Origin of the sequence: Flocculibacter collagenilyticus, from assembly GCF_016469335.1 — a bacterium.
Lineage (GTDB): Bacteria > Pseudomonadota > Gammaproteobacteria > Enterobacterales > Alteromonadaceae > Flocculibacter > Flocculibacter collagenilyticus.
The window spans coordinates 339,275-356,699 of the sequence record NZ_CP059888.1 but is presented as its reverse complement, the minus strand read 5'-3'; the positions used below and the strand labels follow the sequence as shown (position 1 = coordinate 356,699).

Here is a 17,425-nt window from a genome sequence, read left to right as displayed (position 1 = left end):
CTATTTCTCCACCACTTCTGATGTTGCTATAGCACTAGAAGGCATCGCAGGCTTCCCGTTATGTTCAGAAGCTGATTCATGCGGTACTGTATTTATTACTGAAGCACCTTGTTTACTGGCTTTTTTAGTTGCAGGTATAGGTTTTGACTGCGCTAAGGGATTTAACGGTTTAATAGGCCTAATAGGAGGAACATGGTTTTGGAAACCATTTAATTTAGCGTAATATCCTTGCTGTTTTAGTAATTGCTCATGATTACCTTGTTCAACAATCACCCCTTTATCCATCACTACAATCCGATCTGTGCCACGAACAGTACTTAATCGGTGAGCAATGATGAATACCGTTCGGTTATAGCAAATTCGAGCCATGTTTTCTTGGATAATTCGCTCTGACTCATAGTCGAGAGCACTTGTCGCTTCATCAAAAATTAAAATGCGAGGGTTATTCATTAACGCTCGAGCTATAGCTAATCGTTGCCTTTGGCCACCTGACAAATTAGCGCCCTGTTCGCCAACCATGGAATCATATCCGTTTGGTAACTCTAAAATAAACTCATGTGCACCGGCAAGTTTTGCAGCTTCTACAACTTGCTCCATAGGTAACCCGGGGTTAGACAAGGCAATGTTTTCACGAACCGTGCGATTAAATAAAAAGTTTTCTTGTAACACCACCCCCACATTACGCCTAAGCCATGCTGTATCCACCATCGACAAATCAACACCATCTACTAATACTCGACCCGATTCAGGTACATGTAGGCGCTGAATTAACTTGGTGAGTGTACTTTTACCAGAGCCTGAACGACCGACTATCCCTAGCACTTCTCCTGGATTAACTTGTAATTCTAAACTGTGAAGAACTCGCTGACCTTCTGGATCATATCTAAAGTTAACGTTTTCAAATGTGACCTTTCCTTGAATACTTGGCAAAGTACTTCTGTTAGGATTAAATCCTGGTTCACATGGTGAATTTAAAATATCTCCTAATCGCTTGAGTGAAATACCTGCTTGCTGGAATTCTTGCCATAGTCCAACCAATTTAAGAATTGGCTCGTTTACACGCCCTGCTATCATATTAAAAGCAACAAGCTGACCGACTGATAAATCCCCTTTCATCACTAAATGAGCACCAATCCACACAATACCTAAAGTAGTTAACTTACTAATAAAACTCGCTATTTGATTAGATATATTTCCCAAGTTTTGAGCTCGAAATGATGCATGAACATATTTGGCTAGCTGATCTTCCCACTTGCGTTGAAACTGTGGCTCAACTGCTTGAGACTTAACCGTTTCAACTCCAGTGACAGACTCAACTAAAAAGGCTTGATTTTCAGCGCCATACTTAAACTTGTTGTTCAAGCGATGACGTAAAATAGGAGTGATAAACAGAGATAACAAGATATAAAGCGGTATAGTAGCAAGTACTACCCAAGTTAAAGTAGGGCTATACCACCACAGTACCGCAAAGAAGATAACGGTGAAAGATAAGTCTATAAGTAAAGTAAGAGCCGATCCTGTAATAAAGTTGCGAATGGTATCCAATTCTCTTACACGAGCGACATTTTGCCCAACAGCTCTAGCTTTAAAATAAGACAGTGGTAATGCAAGTAGGTGGTTATATAATTTCGCACCTAACTCAACATCCACCCGATTAGTGCTATGGCTAAAGACATAGTTACGTAACCCACCAAGCACAACATCAAATAGTGCGATAGCAAAAAAGCCGATCGCAAGTACATCTAACGTGCTATATCCTTTATGCACTAATACCTTATCCATGACGACTTGGAAAAATAATGGTGTTACAAGTGCGAACAGTTGAATAAAAAGTGAAGCCCATATCACTTCAATGAACAACTTTTTATATTTTCTCAAACTTGGAATAAACCAGCTTATATTAAACTCATCATGTTTAAGCCAACTATTACGACTTTTAGGCCTGAGCAATAGCACTTCACCAGACCATAAGCTTTGAAAATCACCTTCTTCTAACACTTCTGGTGGCGTGTGCTGCTCTGCAATACGTTGAACAAGAAAGCGGGTTGTTCCATTTTCTTCGTCTTGGTTTGTTTTTGCCAAAATAAAGTAGCTACCATCTCGAGCTTTCGCTATTGCTGGCAATATATGGTTGTCTAATTTTACAAGTTCAGGCGTTTGCTTTTCAGCTTTAAACCCTGTTGCTTTGGCCGCTCTTAAAATATCATTGTCATTAAACACATCATTTTCACGCGAAAATTGATGCTGTAATTGCGAAATTTCAATGGGAATGTTGTGAAGTTTTGCGATATTAACTAAAGCAATAAGACCAGGATCGAATAACTCTGACTGCATACATCAACTCAATTTAAAAAATGATTGCTTTGATAAAAGTAATTTATACGCAAGTCACTGCCATATTTTATATTTACCAAGCAATTAAAATAATCTTATTTAACAATCGGTTATTACCGAGTAAATACTCATAATTAGTATGGCGCCATCATACTGATAAGAAAGTATTAATCAACAAAATTAACTAAAATAAAAACAATCAACCTAAATTAGATTAACAAATGATCTAATTACTACATTTTCAATAAACTTATGTTAAATAATATGTGGGTTGCAATCTTCTAAAATACTCATACGCTTAGTTAGCTGATAAGAAGATAATATGACTATGAACCAAAACAAAACCGTTCCAACCGATGCAAGTGTAATTGATTTTATTATCAATATTGACAACCCAACGAAAAAAGCCGACGCACATACATTGTTAACTTTAATGGCTGAATTGAGCGGCGAAACAGCGACGATGTGGGGATCATCTATTATCGGTTTTGGCCAATATCATTATAAGTACGACAGCGGGCGCGAGGGTGATTTTTTGTTAACTGGATTTTCTCCACGCAAACAAAACTTTTCTCTCTATATCATGTCGGGATTTAGTCAATACGACGAATTACTTGCGCAATTAGGTAAGCATAAAACGGGGAAGTCTTGTTTGTATATCAACAAATTAGCGGATGTGGATATTGAAGTATTAAAGCAGTTAATTAGTTTATCACTCGACTATATGCGAGAAAGGTACTCAACCGTGTAGTTGCAGCAGCGTTTACGCATAGCGCTGAATAAAGTTTTGCAGTAGCTGATGCCCTTGCTCGGTAAGGATCGCTTCTGGGTGAAATTGTACGCCTTCAATTGGTAATGACTGATGTTTAATCGCCATGATTTCATCAACGCTGCCTTCGGGCGTTTCTGTCCATGCGGTCACATCAAACTGATCGGGTAAGCTTTCATTTTCGATAACTAGTGAGTGATAGCGCGTAACCGTTAACGGATTATTCAACCCTTGAAAAACGCCAGAACTATTATGTTTGATAACGGAGGTTTTGCCATGCATCACTTGTTTTGCTTTAATGACGTTAGCACCGAATACTTGGCCAATTGCTTGATGACCCAAGCAAACACCAAGTAAAGGAATACGGCCAGAAAATTGCTTGATAACATCTAACGAAATGCCCGATTCATTTGGCGAGCATGGCCCTGGTGAAATCATAATGTAGTTAGGGTTAAGCTGTTCAATCTGCTGTATTGAAACTTCATCATTACGCTTAACAACCACTCGTTCGCCCAACTCTCGTACATAATGCACAAGATTAAAGGTAAACGAGTCATAGTTATCAATCATTAAAATCATGAATTGACCAGTTGGTTGTCCGTTTTAATACTCTTCTGATCAGGTTGAAGCGATACGCTTTGCTGTTGTTGCACCAACACGGTTAACGCTGCTATTTGCTGTTGTAAATCTGCCAGCGTTGGTTCGTCATTTTCTTCTGCTGCTTCTTTTCTGGCTTTCTCGTGTTCTTGCTCCATCACATTAACAACAATACCAATCACCATGTTTAAAAACGCAAATGCAGTAAAGAAGATAAAAGTAAGGTAGAAACTCCAACTAAGTGGATATACTTCCATCGTTTCGTACATCACATCGGTCCAATCTTCAAATGTCATCACCCTAAACAACGTTAATAATGAAATGGTGATGTCGCCCCACAGATCTTCGTTAATTGAACTAAATAACGTGGCACCAATGGCTGCATATATATAGAAAATGATAAACATCAGCAACATCACATAGCCAAGCTGTGGCAATGCTTTCAGTAACGAAGCAAGTAAAATACGCAGCTCGGGAATGATCGAAATCATTCTTAATACTCTGAAGACTCTTACTAAACGAGCTATCAGCGCCATTTCAGAGTTATCAATTGGGATAAGGCTGATCACCACTATCAAAGTGTCGAAAACATTCCAGCCGTTGTGAAAAAACCGCTTTTTATTCGTATCGCCGATAAAGCGAATTGAAAGTTCGAGCACAAAAAAGATCGTAATAAAATAGTCGAGTGCTACTGTCACAGTATGCATGGTGTCAGATATAGGATATGTTTTTACACCTATCAAAAGCGCTGACGCAATAATGACACTGATAACAAAAAGTTCGAAAATCTTATTACTTTTTAATACTTGAAAGTAAGCCTGACAACGGCGAGCTGTGATCATGATGTTTCAATTTACCTAATATAATCTTACTACTAACAACGATTACAAAGCCTAAGGTGCTACTACCTATGCTTATGGTCGTGGCACAAAGCCCACTACGTCGTATACAGATTTTAAAGTGTGGGCTGCCCGCGCAGAAGCACGTTCGGCACCACTACGCATAATATTGTCTAACATTGTTTGGTCTTCACGGATTTCTTTAAAACGTGCTTGAATTGGCTCTAACATAGCCACGACTGCATCGGCTACATCGCCTTTTAAATGCCCATACATTTTATCTTCGTACTCAGGCACTAAGCTTTCAATTGACTTTCCTGTCGCACATGAAAGCAGCGTTAATAAGTTAGAAACACCCGGCTTTTCTTCAGTGTTAAAGTAAATACGAGCTTGCTCGTCTGAATCCGTTACCGCACGCTTAATCTTTTTCGCAATTTTCTTTGGTTCTTCTAGCAAACCAACAAAAGCATTTAAGTTGTCGTCAGACTTAGACATTTTCTTGGTTGGCTCTTGTAAGCTCATAATGCGTGCGCCAAACTCTGGGATATAAGGTTCAGGCACTTTAAACACATCGCCATATAAATTATTAAAGCGCGTTGCAATATCACGAGCCAACTCTAAATGCTGCTTCTGATCACTACCAACAGGCACATCGTCTGCTTGATATAACAAGATATCTGCTGCCATTAATACTGGATACGAGAATAAACCGGCGTTGATGTTATTTTCATTTTTTTGTGATTTATCTTTAAACTGCGTCATGCGACTTAATTCGCCCATCTGGGTGTAGCAGTTTAATACCCATGAAAGTTGCGTGTGCTCTGGAACATGAGACTGAATGAAAATTGTACTTTTTTCTGGGTCGATACCACACGCGGCATAAAGCGCAACGGCATCTAAACATGCTGAGCGTAGCGCTTGTGGATCTTGCCTTACTGTAATGGCATGTAAATCTACAATTGAGAATAAGCAATCATGTGTTTCTTGTAGCTTAACCCACTGACGAAGTGCACCCATGTAGTTTCCTATCGTCAAAATCCCTGAAGGCTGCACGCCGCTTAAAACAACTGGTTTAGTCATACTATTCTCTGTCTTACAATTATTGGCAAAATAGGGGCGATATTGTAATCGCAAATGGCTAGGAAACAAAGCATGAAAAGGCATTAAAAAAGCCTGTAACATTTAACAGGCTTTAACACTGAATAATTTAGCAATAAAAGGCGATTTACTTAATCTTACTGTTAACGAGGCACCTTACTTAATTCATCACGCATATGCTCTATAACCGTTTTATAATTCGGCTGATTGAAAATAGCAGAGCCTGCAACAAACATATCAGCGCCTGCTGCTGCAATTTCAGCAATATTATCAACTTTTACGCCGCCATCAATTTCCAACCGAATATCAAATCCTGATTGGTCGATTAACGCCCTCGCTTGCTTTAATTTAGTTAATGTTTGCGGAATAAACGATTGCCCACCAAATCCAGGATTGACCGACATTAATAAAATAACGTCGACTTTATCGAGTACATGTTCCACAACTGACAGCGATGTTGCCGGATTTAATACTAAGCCTGATTTACAGCCTTCACCTTTAATAAGCTGTAAAGTACGATCCACATGCTTGGATGCTTCTGGATGGAATGTAATATAGCTTGCACCCGCTTTAGCAAATTGCGGCACAATTTGATCAACAGGCTCTACCATCAAATGCACATCAATAGGTGCCGTAATTCCATAGTCACGCAGGGCTTGGCATACCATCGGCCCCATGGTTAAATTGGGAACATAATGATTATCCATTACATCAAAATGGACAACATCAGCGCCCGCTTCAAGCACCTTGGCAACGTCATCACCCAAGCGAGCAAAATCTGCTGACAGTATTGAGGGCGCAATCAAAAAGTCTTTATTCATAATAATTTACTAATAATTGAGTGTGTAGGGTAAAAAGTGGATAAATCATAGCATTATTTTATTGTTTACTTCATTAGTAGTTAACTTCACCTTGCTAAAAATAGAGGGGTATATCAAATCAGCATTGCACCAATCAAAAGCAAAAGTGCACCAATTATGTGAATGACCACTAACCCTTTCTTGATTTTTATACTATCTTATTGATTAACCTGCTAAAAAACGTTGGCATATTGTTTGATTAAATATTGGTAAAAATGGCTAATATCTTAATAATCAATAAATTAACAGGATAAATTCAATGAAACTTACAATCCTAGGTGTACTTGCTAGCTCACTACTGATGAGCTCATTTTCGGCAAATGCTGAACTCAGCGGAAATTTTGGTATCACAAGTAATTATTTATGGCGGGGTGTTTCTCAAAGTGATGATAACCCATCAGTATCAGGTGGATTAGATTACAAGCATGAAAAAGGGTTTTATGCTGGTGCTTGGTTAGGCAGCGTTAAGTTTGGCGATGACTCAGGTACTGAGATTGATACTTACCTTGGATTCAGCAAAGAAATGGGTGAAGCAAGCTATGATGTTGGCTATATCTATTATGCCTATCCGGCTGAAGCACATGACGATATAAACTTTGGCGAATTATACTTCAAGGGCGCTTACAAAGGATTAAGTTATGGTGTGGCATATACAATTAATAGTGATGCGAAAGATGATGAAACATTTGCTGAAGGTGATATGTATTATTACGTTGGCTACGAATTTGAATTAAGCCAAGGCTTTAATTTAGCGCTGACTTACGGTTATTACAATTTTGATGAGAATGAAGCAATCGCTGGCGATAATGACTATCGATATATTCAAGCCGATCTCAGTAAAGATGATTTTGTTTTTACTGTATCAAAAGCTGATGAAGAGTCCGGGGATGACGATACGAAGTTTGCTGTATCATGGTCAAAAACTTTTTAACGTATCACTTGAAAACGCAATAAAACCCTTTATTTATTATACAACTAAATAATCATGGCACTGTCGTATATGTACTTGAGCGTTAACCTTAAGTTAATGCTCTTCGATCTTTTTATCGCGCAATTTAGCTAATTGGTCGAACTTTATTAGGTAGAAGCTGTCTGACTGCCTATTATTAATGTACAATAAATCGACTGGAATCACTGGGGTTTATTATGTTTCGTTTTAAACATAAAAAAGGGATATTGTTGACGAGCTTACTCACAGCGCCACTTCTTTTTTTACTATCTGTAAATGCAAAAGTAGAAGTAGCAGTTCACGACTGTAATTGCCAAGCCAAAACAAGTTTTGATGCAAGTTTGCCAATTAGCGATCCACATAATCAATGCGCCATACCTAAAGCATCTAACGAAAGCTGGTTGTCTTGGCTGTCTGGCAAAAGCCGTTCTACACAGTTCCACTTTTTGGATTTACTAGAATTAATTAGTAGAAATAGTGCGGATAAAGTACCTGATACAACACCAAAGAACCATACATCATAATGGTGATTAATAAATGAATGCCAGCAAAGAAAAGTCTCCAACCTTTTTTCAAATAGTATTAAGTGTTATGGCGGCTTTCTTTGGTGTGCAGAGTAAACAAAACTATCAACAAGACTTTAATCAAGGTAACCCACTGCCTTACATTGTGGTCGGCATTGTGATGGTTATCCTTTTCGTACTCACGCTCGTTGCTATTGTTAGTGTAGTGATTAATTAACCCTATCTCTAATACATTACTGCCAATGATAGGCAACAAGTATGCAAGTTTATTAACGATATAGCGCAAACAACTCATCTACTTTAGTACGTGTACTTCCATTTTGACTGATGGAGCGCCCGACTTTTAATGTACTTAGCTCAGCCTTATCATAAATCTTACGTGTTAACGTTGTATCGTGATTACTAATGAGCACTGTGATGCCGCGCTGACAAGCATGCTCTGCCAATAACGCTAGATTAGCTTGATCATCTAAGTTAAACCCTTGCTTCGCATACGATGTAAAACTAGCTGTTTTACTTAATGGCACGTAAGGTGGATCGCAATAAACAACATTGCCCTTTCTTAAACGCCTAAAAACTGCTTCATAACTCTCACATATAAAGGTAGCTTTTTGTGCTTTTTCAGCAAAATATTCTAATTCAGCCTCAGGAAAATAAGGTTTCTTATAATCCCCGAATGGCACATTAAAACCACCTGAGCGATTGTATCGGCACAATCCGTTATAACCATGTCTATTTAAGTACAGAAACAACAGTGAACGTTCATACACATCAACGGAGTCGTTAAATTGCTGACGGAGCGCATAATAAGTCTCTCTGTCATTAGTTTTAGCCACAAACAATTTACGAGCATCATTAATGTACTCTGCAGCATTAAATTTAACCTCATTGTATAAGTTAATTAAATCTGCATTGATGTCATTTAATAGATAGCGCTCATAATCAGAATTGAGAAAGACTGAGCCTGCTCCCACAAATGGCTCTACAAGCTTATTGGCTTTAGGTAAATTCGCGTTAATTTTTTCAGCTAATGAGTACTTGCCGCCTGCCCATTTTAAAAAGGCCCTATGTTTTTTAATCATTCATTTTGTTCTGTTTGGTTTGCGGCTAACTCTTGATGGATTGCAGCTATTGATTTTGGCCATGGTTGAATAGCTTGAAGCTGCTGAGGCAGTTTGTTTATTGCTATTCGGGCTTGCTCAGCGCTGTTGTAAACTTGATAAATAACTACATACCAAGGCTTATTATTACGCTGTGTAGTATACACCATCGCGGTGTTCTCTAACTGATGATACCGAAGAAATTGCGCTAACGTTTGTTCGCTACTTACCCCTGTTAATTGTAACGTATAAGAGGATGGGTTTAACTTATGTACTTCCCTATTATGGTACTGATAAGTACCACTCTCGATAGCCTGCATTGCTTCGTTTGTGATTATCTCTGCTTGAGACTCAATCTGGTTAATTTCAGTACGGTTATTATTCTCATGTGTACTTACTTGACTTTCAGATGGACGATTAATATTGGCAAGATTTTCATCCACACTTTCATCCACACTTTTAACCGTACTCTTAACCGCATTTTCAACTGAGGCGTTATCAGCATCACTAGCATATATCGGTACTTGATCAATACCTTGTTCTTGTATTGCATTAGTGGTTAAAGAAGCTGAAGCAACAGCCTTTGAAGTAGCTATATCTTTAATATTATCTTGCTCTAGCTGCTGCCAGCTTAAGTCTAAGGCCAATTCGTCAGTTTTATTTGTTGTAGCATCACTACTCGGGGCAATAGTCTCAACTGGTATTGCTAATTGCGACAGTACGCGCTCTTCATTACTGCTTTGCTTGATCGAAGATTGATGTTGCTTATCAATATGCTCACTAGTTTTTGAAGATGATTGTTGCGAAAGAGCAACCGCATCTTCATACGTTGCCTCCTCACTCTTTATACTATTAACCAATGAAAAGTCACTTAACCATAACCAAGCAGCAATCCCACAAACAAAAATACCACTTGCTATCCAAGGCATCATGTTAGACTTCACACCTAGAGGCTGCTCTGCTGCTGGCTGATTAACCAGCTTGATAATCTGTTGCGGATTTCCATCCGTCAGCTTCAACTGTTCAATGTTTTCTTTTTGCTTCAGCCACGCTGAATCAGCAGTATAAATGGTAATGAGCTCTCGCGCTTCAGCGCTATTTAAATTGCTTAATTCTAAAAACACTCCATGCTGCTTTAAGCCATCCACTCGCTCTTTTGATACATTGTCATTATTTACGTCAGCGGATAGCACAACCGCAACTTCGGTATCATGTGTCTGGTTCATCGCCACTAACTGGGTTAGTTGCTGGTAGAAGTCTTCCGTTAAATATTCTGCATCATCAATAACAATAATGACTTTACCGTTATGCAGTGCAGGGTAATCAGCGAGGGTGCTTGATAACGAGTCGTTTTCATCAATTAACTGGTTACCTATCAACTGTTCACATATTCGCTGTTTAATGACATTTGGTGAAGTCGCTGCATTCGCCTTAACGTATACTTTATTAGCGTCTGGGTAACCTAATTCAAGAAAGTATTCAAGAACCGTGGTTTTACCGACACCAGAGTCACCAATCACAACAACTAATTGCTCGTTGTAATCTGTGAGAAACAGCAAGCGCTCTATAATATTTTTACGGCTAGGTAAAATGTGAGGGTAGTTGGAAAACTCAATGGTTGGCATCATAGCAACAGGTTAACCGAGTACAGTTTGCAATTCGTCTTCTGTCACATCTGTTGTTATTTCTACACTGCCAAATGTGCTAGGAATAATAAAGCGAATTTGTTTCGCCATGACTTTTTTATCTTTAGCCATATGCTTCATGTAAGTTACAAAGTTCATCTCTTGTGGCCCTTTTGTTGGCAAATTAAAAAAGGCTAATAACTCTACTACTCTGTTCAGTTCAGATTGGGTAATTCGGCCTTTAAGTAATGCAATATGACAAGCTTGAACTATGCCAACTGCAACCGCTTCACCATGTAACCAATTTCCATAACCCATTTCTGCCTCAATGGCATGGCCAAACGTATGCCCAAGATTGAGTATTGCACGTAAGCCACTTTCTTTCTCATCTTCCGCTACAATACTTGCTTTAATAGAACAGCACCTGTGTATCACTGTGCTTAGCACTTGCTTATCACGGTTTAATATTGCTTGTCGGTTAGATTCTAAGAAACGAAAAAACTCGACATCATAAATTAAACCATATTTCACAACTTCGGCTAAACCCGCAGCATACTGATGGCGAGGAAGGGTATCTAGCGTATTAGTATCAATAATCACAGCTTTAGGTTGGTAAAATGCCCCAATCATATTCTTACCGAGAGGGTGGTTCACTGCCGTTTTGCCCCCCACTGAAGAATCAACTTGAGATAACAAGGTAGTTGGCACTTGGATAAAGTCTATACCACGCTGATAAGTCGCGGCAACAAAGCCCACAATATCTCCGACTACACCACCACCTAGCGCAAGCAAAACAGCATCACGCGCTATATTATTTTCTAAAAGAAAAGTAATAATATCTTGATAAGTATTAAGGGTTTTGTATTGTTCGCCATCAGGAATGTGGTAAAAATAAAGCTCGCTATTAGCTAACTGATCGGATAGCAAATTTGCATAGAGAGGTGCAACAGTCTCGTTTGAAATAATAACAAACGGCCTAGATGAAAACTGATCAAGTAAGTGAGATGTTTGAGCAAGAAGATCTTGCCCAACCATGATTGGATAGCTACGCTCTGCTAAATCAAGTTGCAATACGTCCATGAACGTAGCTCCGCTGTAGAATTAGAAGTCTAATTTATCAATGATCTGTGCGGCAACAACCTTTGCACTTTGCTCATCGGTTTGAACTGTAAAATCAGCCACTTCAACATATAAAGGGTTACGTTCTTCAGCCAAACGAACCAACACTTCTTTTGGTTCTTCTTTAGTTTGAAGTAATGGACGACGCTTGTCCCGTTGCGTTCTTGCCACCTGTTTTTCGATTGGTGTTTCTAAGTACACCACGATTCCACGCGCAGACAGACGGTTACGCACATTTTTACTTAATACAGAGCCGCCGCCAGTCGCTAATACGATGCCTTGCTTTTCTGTTAAGTCTTCGATTACTGATTCTTCTCGTTGCCTAAAGCCATCTTCACCTTCTATATCAAAAACCCACGCGATATCTGCGCCTGTTCTTTTTTCAATTTCTTGATCAGTATCAAAAAATTCTAAGTGAAGTTCGTCTGCCAAGTGACGTCCTATTGTGCTCTTTCCAGCACCCATAGGACCAACAAGAAAAATGTTTCTTTTTTCAGCCATATTTATTAAAGGTTAATTCTTAATTTACGGTTAAACACCAATTGAGTTGAAGCCCCCAACAAATTTTAAGGGGCGCAATTATCTCAGTATTTGAATAGATATATCAAGTAAAAGATTCTATCAAAGCGTGTTTCTGAGCTTTAGACTAGAATGATTCCGAAATAATCTTTGGTGTTACAAATATAAGTAGTTCTTTTTTCTCATTAAAATCACGATCAGTGCGGAACAGTCTACCTACGTATGGAATATCCCCAAACAACGGTACTTTACTAACAGCATTGATAATTTGCTGCTGATAGATACCACCAAGCACAATAGTTTCACCATTATCTACTAACACTTGCGTTCTTATTTGTTGCGTATCAATTGCTACAGCAGGCCCAGTCGGTGTTTGTACTGTGTCACCACGCGTATCCTGAGTAATCACTAAGTCTAGTACAACTCTATCGTCTGGGGTAATTAATGGCGTAACTTCTAAGCTAAGTACCGCTTTCTTAAATGTTACTGTCGTTGCCCCACTCGATGCTGCTTGTACATAAGGTATTTCAGTACCTTGCTCAATACGCGCCAACTTTTGGTTTGCAGTCGTGATACGTGGACTAGCAATGATTTCACCTTTGTTCTCACGTTCGAGCGCTGACAATTCTAAATCTAATAATGTACCATCAGCGAGTTTCGCTACATGAAAGCCAATGCTACCAGCAGGGTTCGCTACGCCTAAATTCACATTTAAGCGGTCTGTTAACGATGGGATATTACCGCCTGAGATAGACTCAGCGCCTTCTAGTGAACCTGAAAAGCCATCACTGCCATCTTGATCACTGATCCCCCAGCGAATACCTAGCTCTTCTTCTACGTTATCACGCACTGTTACCATACGAGACTCGATCAGTACCTGCTTTACAGGGATATCCAGTGTTTCCACCATAGTACGAATACTGGCAATCGAGCGTGCTGTATCTTTTACCAAAAGTGTATTCGTGCGCGTATCAACACTTACGTTACCACGGTCAGATAAAAGTGAAGTCCCTTCAGCCTTAAGTAAGCCAGCTATTTCATCCGCTTTGGCGTAGTTAATTTGAATAAATTCAGAATATAGTGGCTCTAACTCTTCCACTTTTTTCTGAACTTCCAATTCTTTCGCCTCTCGAGCAGCTAATTCTTCAGCCGGCGCAACCATCAAGATCGCACCATCCATACGCTTATCTAAGCCTTTAACTTTCAGCACAATATCCAGCGCCTGATCCCAAGGTACACCATCTAACCTTAATGTAATATTTCCAGCTACAGAATCAGTGGTGACTAGGTTAAAGCCGTTGTAGTCAGCAATTATCTGTAAAACCGTTCTTACTGGAATATCTTGGAAGTTTAGTGAAATTGGCTTACCTTTATACTCTTTACCACCACCTAAAATGCCACGCTGTGTAGTGTCTTTTTCAAGAGCAATAGTAAAAATGTTCTCAATCTGTTGGTAGGTATATTTATAGGCACCCGTTGTATCTATTTCGATACGGCTATTAGCCCCTTCTTTAAACGTTTCAAGTGACTTTACTACCGTACCGAAGTCAAGCACATCAAGCTGATACAGTAAATCATCCAAAATATCCGTATTATGGAATTCAACAATTACTTTTCCAGTTTTTTCTGTCACATCGACCGCTGCCGTACTTTCGTTTAAGAAGATAAGGACACGGCCTTCTCCTTTTTCGCCACGCCTAAAGTCAATTGCATTCACTTTGTTAATATAGTTTGGTGTGATATCTGTTGAACGATTTGCTTCACTGTCTTGCGGCGTGTCAGAAACATGTAAATAGAATATATTCCCTTCAATGCGTGATTGGTAAATTTTTAAATAATCAAGATAGATACTGACTTTTACCCCTTCATCTAAAAACTCTGAAGTCACACGCTTAACACCTGACTTGCCAATGAGTACTTCTTCTAAGTTTTCTTCAAAGTCTGACTCATTAAAGAAAAGCTCTATTCGGGCAGGCTCATTAAATACTTGAATATTCGGTTGTGAATACACTTCTTCATCGAATACGAAAGCAATTTCTGTTTCATTTGGCATTACAGGGTTGTAACGAATATCGTAAAGTAGAGGCACAGCTAACGCATTACCCGCAAATAATGTTAATAGCGCTAAGCTTAACCAAGTTCTTGAACGCTTTATCATTGTTATTATCGTTTTTTCCATAATTTAACTCTTAAATACTCTATTCGTTTCCACTGACATCTTCAGGTTCGATCATGTCAACTACAGTGTTTCGCTCATTCCAACAACCAGCGCCATCTGGAATTAATTCAACTAAGCTTATTTTATCTTCAGACACAGACTTCACTCTACCATGGAATAACCCCAAGTAATCACCATTCGTTATTCTATGTAATGTCCCATCTGATGCTTCAATTAACGCCCACAATGTGTTGCCACCACCAAGCGTTCCTTTCATCTGAATGTTGTCTAATGCATATTTTTCTAACGGATGTTTTCTTCTTCTTGGGTCTGGGGCCAAACAATTTTGCAGTTGCTGCAATTTATCCTCAACCGCTTCAGGCTTTGGCGCAACAAACGGACTGCGTTCAACTTGAGCATTATAACTAATGTGCTCAAATTTTTTGATTTCCGGCATAGGCTCAATCCCAACCGGTGTGTTCCTTTTCACTTTGTTCATGTACTTTTGTAGATCTGTTACATCATCAAAGCAACCAGATAACAACAAAGCAAGAGAAATAATTGCAATACGCATCATGACTCTGTCTCCTTATATCTGTATGTTTTCGCTACTACGTTCAATCTTAATTTATCATTTCCTGCATCAACAATTTCGAAGTCATGTAAACTAACAATTCGTGGCAACGCAGCCACTTTACTTACGAACTCTCCGAATTCATGATATTCACCAACAACTTCAATTTTAATCGGTAATTCGGTATAAAACTCTTTTTCTACCTCAGTCATCCAATTAATTTTCACGAAACTTAAGCCGCTGGTAGTACCTACATAGGTAATATCATCCAATAAGCCTGGCGTTTCGTGCGTTGCAGGTAAGCGCTTCAATAACGTTGAAAGTTGCTTTTCCATGTCTTGCATCTGCTGTTTATATAGTTCTAAATTCGCCGATGCAGCATATTTAATTTTGTATGTTTGACGTAGCTCTTCTTCCTTGGCGAGCGCACGCTCGTAATCTTCAATTTTACCCGACACTAATAGTGAGTAACTACCAAACGCCACACCTACCGCAACGATAATACCAAAGATAACTTTTATCACTGGCGGCCACGAACCAATATTTTCTAAATCCAGTTCGCTTAAATCAATATCAGAAAAATCAACATTAAGATTCATCAGCATCACCTTGAATTTGTTCGTAACCTGTTACTTTTAACTGCATCTCAAAGTCACTCAGCAATGCTGGTTGTGCTTGGCCAGCTACAATCGAACGTAATACAGGCTCAGCAAGTAAACTAGACTCTTCTATCTTACGCATCATGTTAGCCAGTCGGTTATTCGACTCACTCTTACCAACAATTAACAGATGCTGGCCTTTTTTCTCTAGCTTAGTAAGATAAATACCAGCAGGAACAACGCTCGCTACTTCATCAAGTACTTGCGTACCTAAGTTTCGACTGCCTTGTAATTGCTCAATCAACGTCATGCGTTGCTGTAAGTCTCGTTTACGATCGTTAAGCTTTCTAATTTCTACAATTTTTTGATCAAGTACTGCAATTTCTTTGTTAATGAAGGCATTACGCTTTTCTTGACCAGATAATAATGCTCCATAGTAAAGACTAATGAAGAATATAATGACAAAAACAGTTCCCGCTATAACAGATAGAATACTTAAATATTGCTTCTGCTTCTCTTTTCGTGCTGCCTCTCGCCAAGGCAGGAGGTTTATATGTGCCATGGGGAAAAACTCCTTAATGCTAATCCTGTGGCAACCATTAGTTGAGGCGCTACTTGTTCGATTGCGTCTTTATCAACTAACGGTGAAAACTCTAGCTCTGCAAACGGTTTTGCTAACACTGTATGAATACCTAACTCATCAACAATCAGCTTATCAATACCGTTAATTAATGCAGTACCACCACTGATAATGATGTAATCAACATTTTCTTTGCCACTAGTTGTAAGATACATTTGAATAGCGCGACGGATTTGTTGAAGCAGAATAGTTTGAAACGGTGCCAACACTTCAAAGGTATAATTGGGTGGAAGGTCGTTACTGAGTTTTGCTTTTTCAGCTTCTTCGAACGTTTTATTGTAATAAGAGACGATTGAACGTGTGTATTGTTCACCACCAAAAACCTGATCGCGGGTATAAACGGTTTCACCATTTTCAATAATGCTCAACAAGCTCATGGTTGCGCCAATATCAACCGTCGCCACCACTTTTTCACTTGCATCGTCTGGTAGCTGACTAAAACATAGCTGCGCCGCACGGCTTAACGCATAGCTTTCTACATCAACAACTTTACTGTCAAAGCCGCCAATATCAATAGCACTAATACGCGCTTCAACACTTTCAGTACGTGCAGCACTGAGTAAAACATTTACTTTGCTAGGATCTGCCTCGTTGACTTCAAGTTTTTCGAAATCTAGGCTAACTTCATTCAATGGGTAAGGAATTAGGCTGTCCGCTTCGATAAGAATTTGGCTTTCCAGTTCTTCATCAGAAAGTGTTACATCCATGAAAATGACTTTAGTGATAACGGTAGAGCCTGACACTGCGGTTGCAGCGTGTTTAATATTTTTTGATATTTTTTTGCGGATTTTGGCAATGACTCTGCCTACTGCTTCAATATCTTGAATTTCCCTCTCTGCCATTGCGCCTTTTGACATGCTTTCAATAGCAAAAGCCTCAACCTTATAGTGATTATGTTGATGACTCAATAATACGGCTTTAACAGAATGCGAACCTATGTCGATTCCAAGCATCAGAGGAATTTGTTTTTGCCAAAAGCTAGTTAACATAATATCTGCTGTTATTACTTATAATTTTTATCGTTTACAGGTTATTTTTATTTCATCAAATAAAAGATTTATTCGTGAACTAATCAGGATATACTATCAGTGCTTTGAAATAAATGGCAGCTAAAATTTAGG

The 17,425-nt window shown here is 39.0% G+C and carries 18 protein-coding genes; 4 read left to right on the top strand and 14 right to left on the bottom strand.

The window, feature by feature from the left end:
- Nucleotides 1–2,334, bottom strand: coding sequence for a type I secretion system permease/ATPase (locus HUU81_RS01640; RefSeq protein WP_199610549.1), 2,334 nt, complete (start codon nt 2,332–2,334; stop codon nt 1–3).
- A gap of 322 nt (nt 2,335–2,656) precedes the next feature.
- On the opposite strand from HUU81_RS01640, the gene HUU81_RS01635 reads away from it, so the two are divergent.
- Nucleotides 2,657–3,085 (top strand): DUF1801 domain-containing protein, encoded by a 429-nt coding sequence (locus HUU81_RS01635; RefSeq protein ID WP_233520554.1) that lies wholly within the window; start codon nt 2,657–2,659, stop codon nt 3,083–3,085.
- Nucleotides 3,086–3,097: 12 nt separating this feature from the next.
- Here HUU81_RS01635 and HUU81_RS01630 read toward each other — a convergent pair whose 3' ends face one another.
- The 4 genes from HUU81_RS01630 to rpe all read right to left on the bottom strand — a co-directional run bounded on the left by HUU81_RS01630 (nt 3,098) and on the right by rpe (nt 6,458).
- Entirely contained in the window at nt 3,098–3,682 is a 585-nt protein-coding gene (locus tag HUU81_RS01630) for an anthranilate synthase component II (RefSeq protein WP_199610548.1), read from the bottom strand.
- Entirely contained in the window at nt 3,679–4,539 is an 861-nt protein-coding gene (locus HUU81_RS01625) for an ion transporter (protein WP_407644842.1), read from the bottom strand. Before HUU81_RS01625 ends, HUU81_RS01630 begins: the two co-directional genes overlap by 4 nt.
- A 75-nt stretch (nt 4,540–4,614) precedes the next feature.
- Entirely contained in the window at nt 4,615–5,619 is a 1,005-nt protein-coding gene (trpS, locus tag HUU81_RS01620) for a tryptophan--tRNA ligase (protein WP_199610546.1), read from the bottom strand.
- Nucleotides 5,620–5,780: 161 nt separating this feature from the next.
- The gene (gene rpe / locus HUU81_RS01615; RefSeq protein ID WP_199610545.1) at nt 5,781–6,458 is read right to left on the bottom strand and encodes a ribulose-phosphate 3-epimerase; all 678 of its coding nucleotides are present in this window, start codon (nt 6,456–6,458) and stop codon (nt 5,781–5,783) included.
- A 298-nt stretch (nt 6,459–6,756) separates the two neighbouring features.
- Here rpe and HUU81_RS01610 point away from each other — a divergent pair, with 298 nt between their 5' ends.
- The 3 genes from HUU81_RS01610 to HUU81_RS01600 all read left to right on the top strand — a co-directional run bounded on the left by HUU81_RS01610 (nt 6,757) and on the right by HUU81_RS01600 (nt 8,187).
- Nucleotides 6,757–7,428, top strand: a complete 672-nt coding sequence (locus HUU81_RS01610; RefSeq protein ID WP_199610544.1) for a TorF family putative porin — start codon at nt 6,757–6,759, stop codon at nt 7,426–7,428.
- 215 nt (nt 7,429–7,643) lie between these two features.
- Nucleotides 7,644–7,970, top strand: coding sequence for a hypothetical protein (locus HUU81_RS01605; protein ID WP_199610543.1), 327 nt, complete (start codon nt 7,644–7,646; stop codon nt 7,968–7,970).
- 13 nt (nt 7,971–7,983) lie between these two features.
- On the top strand, nt 7,984–8,187 hold the full coding sequence (locus HUU81_RS01600; protein WP_199610542.1) for a DUF2970 domain-containing protein: 204 nt from the start codon (nt 7,984–7,986) through the stop codon (nt 8,185–8,187).
- A gap of 52 nt (nt 8,188–8,239) precedes the next feature.
- Here HUU81_RS01600 and HUU81_RS01595 read toward each other — a convergent pair whose 3' ends face one another.
- From HUU81_RS01595 to HUU81_RS01555, 9 genes are all read right to left on the bottom strand, one after another.
- Nucleotides 8,240–9,052 (bottom strand): Dam family site-specific DNA-(adenine-N6)-methyltransferase, encoded by an 813-nt coding sequence (locus tag HUU81_RS01595; protein WP_199610541.1) that lies wholly within the window; start codon nt 9,050–9,052, stop codon nt 8,240–8,242.
- Nucleotides 9,049–10,698: an AAA family ATPase gene (locus HUU81_RS01590; RefSeq protein ID WP_199610540.1), complete on the bottom strand. Its 1,650-nt coding sequence runs from the start codon at nt 10,696–10,698 to the stop codon at nt 9,049–9,051. Before HUU81_RS01590 ends, HUU81_RS01595 begins: the two co-directional genes overlap by 4 nt.
- A 9-nt stretch (nt 10,699–10,707) precedes the next feature.
- A complete protein-coding gene (aroB, locus tag HUU81_RS01585; RefSeq protein ID WP_199610539.1) occupies nt 10,708–11,775 on the bottom strand; it encodes a 3-dehydroquinate synthase in 1,068 nt (355 codons plus the stop codon).
- A gap of 21 nt (nt 11,776–11,796) precedes the next feature.
- Nucleotides 11,797–12,315: a shikimate kinase AroK gene (gene aroK, locus HUU81_RS01580; protein WP_199610538.1), complete on the bottom strand. Its 519-nt coding sequence runs from the start codon at nt 12,313–12,315 to the stop codon at nt 11,797–11,799.
- A gap of 145 nt (nt 12,316–12,460) precedes the next feature.
- The gene (locus tag HUU81_RS01575) at nt 12,461–14,512 is read right to left on the bottom strand and encodes a type IV pilus secretin PilQ (protein WP_199610537.1); all 2,052 of its coding nucleotides are present in this window, start codon (nt 14,510–14,512) and stop codon (nt 12,461–12,463) included.
- Nucleotides 14,513–14,531: 19 nt separating this feature from the next.
- Complete coding sequence (locus tag HUU81_RS01570) at nt 14,532–15,068, bottom strand: pilus assembly protein PilP (protein WP_199610536.1); 537 nt, start codon at nt 15,066–15,068, stop codon at nt 14,532–14,534.
- A complete protein-coding gene (locus HUU81_RS01565) occupies nt 15,065–15,664 on the bottom strand; it encodes a type IV pilus inner membrane component PilO (RefSeq protein WP_199610535.1) in 600 nt (199 codons plus the stop codon). The genes HUU81_RS01570 and HUU81_RS01565 overlap by 4 nt, the downstream gene beginning before the upstream one ends.
- Entirely contained in the window at nt 15,654–16,226 is a 573-nt protein-coding gene (locus tag HUU81_RS01560) for a PilN domain-containing protein (protein ID WP_199610534.1), read from the bottom strand. The genes HUU81_RS01565 and HUU81_RS01560 overlap by 11 nt, the downstream gene beginning before the upstream one ends.
- Nucleotides 16,214–17,293: a pilus assembly protein PilM gene (locus HUU81_RS01555; RefSeq protein WP_199610533.1), complete on the bottom strand. Its 1,080-nt coding sequence runs from the start codon at nt 17,291–17,293 to the stop codon at nt 16,214–16,216. Before HUU81_RS01555 ends, HUU81_RS01560 begins: the two co-directional genes overlap by 13 nt.
- Nucleotides 17,294–17,425: the final 132 nt, after the last annotated feature.

Bases quoted from the DNA above. Each gene is read 5' to 3' on its own strand.
- aroB (WP_199610539.1), bottom strand. From the start codon at position 11,775: ATGGACGTATTGCAACTTGATTTAGCAGAGCGTAGCTATCCAATCATG.
- HUU81_RS01575 (WP_199610537.1), bottom strand. From the start codon at position 14,512: ATGGAAAAAACGATAATAACAATGATAAAGCGTTCAAGAACTTGGTTA.
- HUU81_RS01565 (WP_199610535.1), bottom strand. From the start codon at position 15,664: ATGAATCTTAATGTTGATTTTTCTGATATTGATTTAAGCGAACTGGAT.
- HUU81_RS01590 (WP_199610540.1), bottom strand. From the start codon at position 10,698: ATGATGCCAACCATTGAGTTTTCCAACTACCCTCACATTTTACCTAGC.
- HUU81_RS01605 (WP_199610543.1), top strand. From the start codon at position 7,644: ATGTTTCGTTTTAAACATAAAAAAGGGATATTGTTGACGAGCTTACTC.
- HUU81_RS01595 (WP_199610541.1), bottom strand. From the start codon at position 9,052: ATGATTAAAAAACATAGGGCCTTTTTAAAATGGGCAGGCGGCAAGTAC.
- HUU81_RS01630 (WP_199610548.1), bottom strand. From the start codon at position 3,682: ATGATTTTAATGATTGATAACTATGACTCGTTTACCTTTAATCTTGTG.
- HUU81_RS01600 (WP_199610542.1), top strand. From the start codon at position 7,984: ATGAATGCCAGCAAAGAAAAGTCTCCAACCTTTTTTCAAATAGTATTA.
- HUU81_RS01610 (WP_199610544.1), top strand. From the start codon at position 6,757: ATGAAACTTACAATCCTAGGTGTACTTGCTAGCTCACTACTGATGAGC.
- HUU81_RS01560 (WP_199610534.1), bottom strand. From the start codon at position 16,226: ATGGCACATATAAACCTCCTGCCTTGGCGAGAGGCAGCACGAAAAGAG.
- HUU81_RS01640 (WP_199610549.1), bottom strand. From the start codon at position 2,334: ATGCAGTCAGAGTTATTCGATCCTGGTCTTATTGCTTTAGTTAATATC.
- aroK (WP_199610538.1), bottom strand. From the start codon at position 12,315: ATGGCTGAAAAAAGAAACATTTTTCTTGTTGGTCCTATGGGTGCTGGA.
- HUU81_RS01555 (WP_199610533.1), bottom strand. From the start codon at position 17,293: ATGTTAACTAGCTTTTGGCAAAAACAAATTCCTCTGATGCTTGGAATC.
- HUU81_RS01635 (WP_233520554.1), top strand. From the start codon at position 2,657: ATGACTATGAACCAAAACAAAACCGTTCCAACCGATGCAAGTGTAATT.
- rpe (WP_199610545.1), bottom strand. From the start codon at position 6,458: ATGAATAAAGACTTTTTGATTGCGCCCTCAATACTGTCAGCAGATTTT.
- HUU81_RS01570 (WP_199610536.1), bottom strand. From the start codon at position 15,068: ATGATGCGTATTGCAATTATTTCTCTTGCTTTGTTGTTATCTGGTTGC.
- trpS (WP_199610546.1), bottom strand. From the start codon at position 5,619: ATGACTAAACCAGTTGTTTTAAGCGGCGTGCAGCCTTCAGGGATTTTG.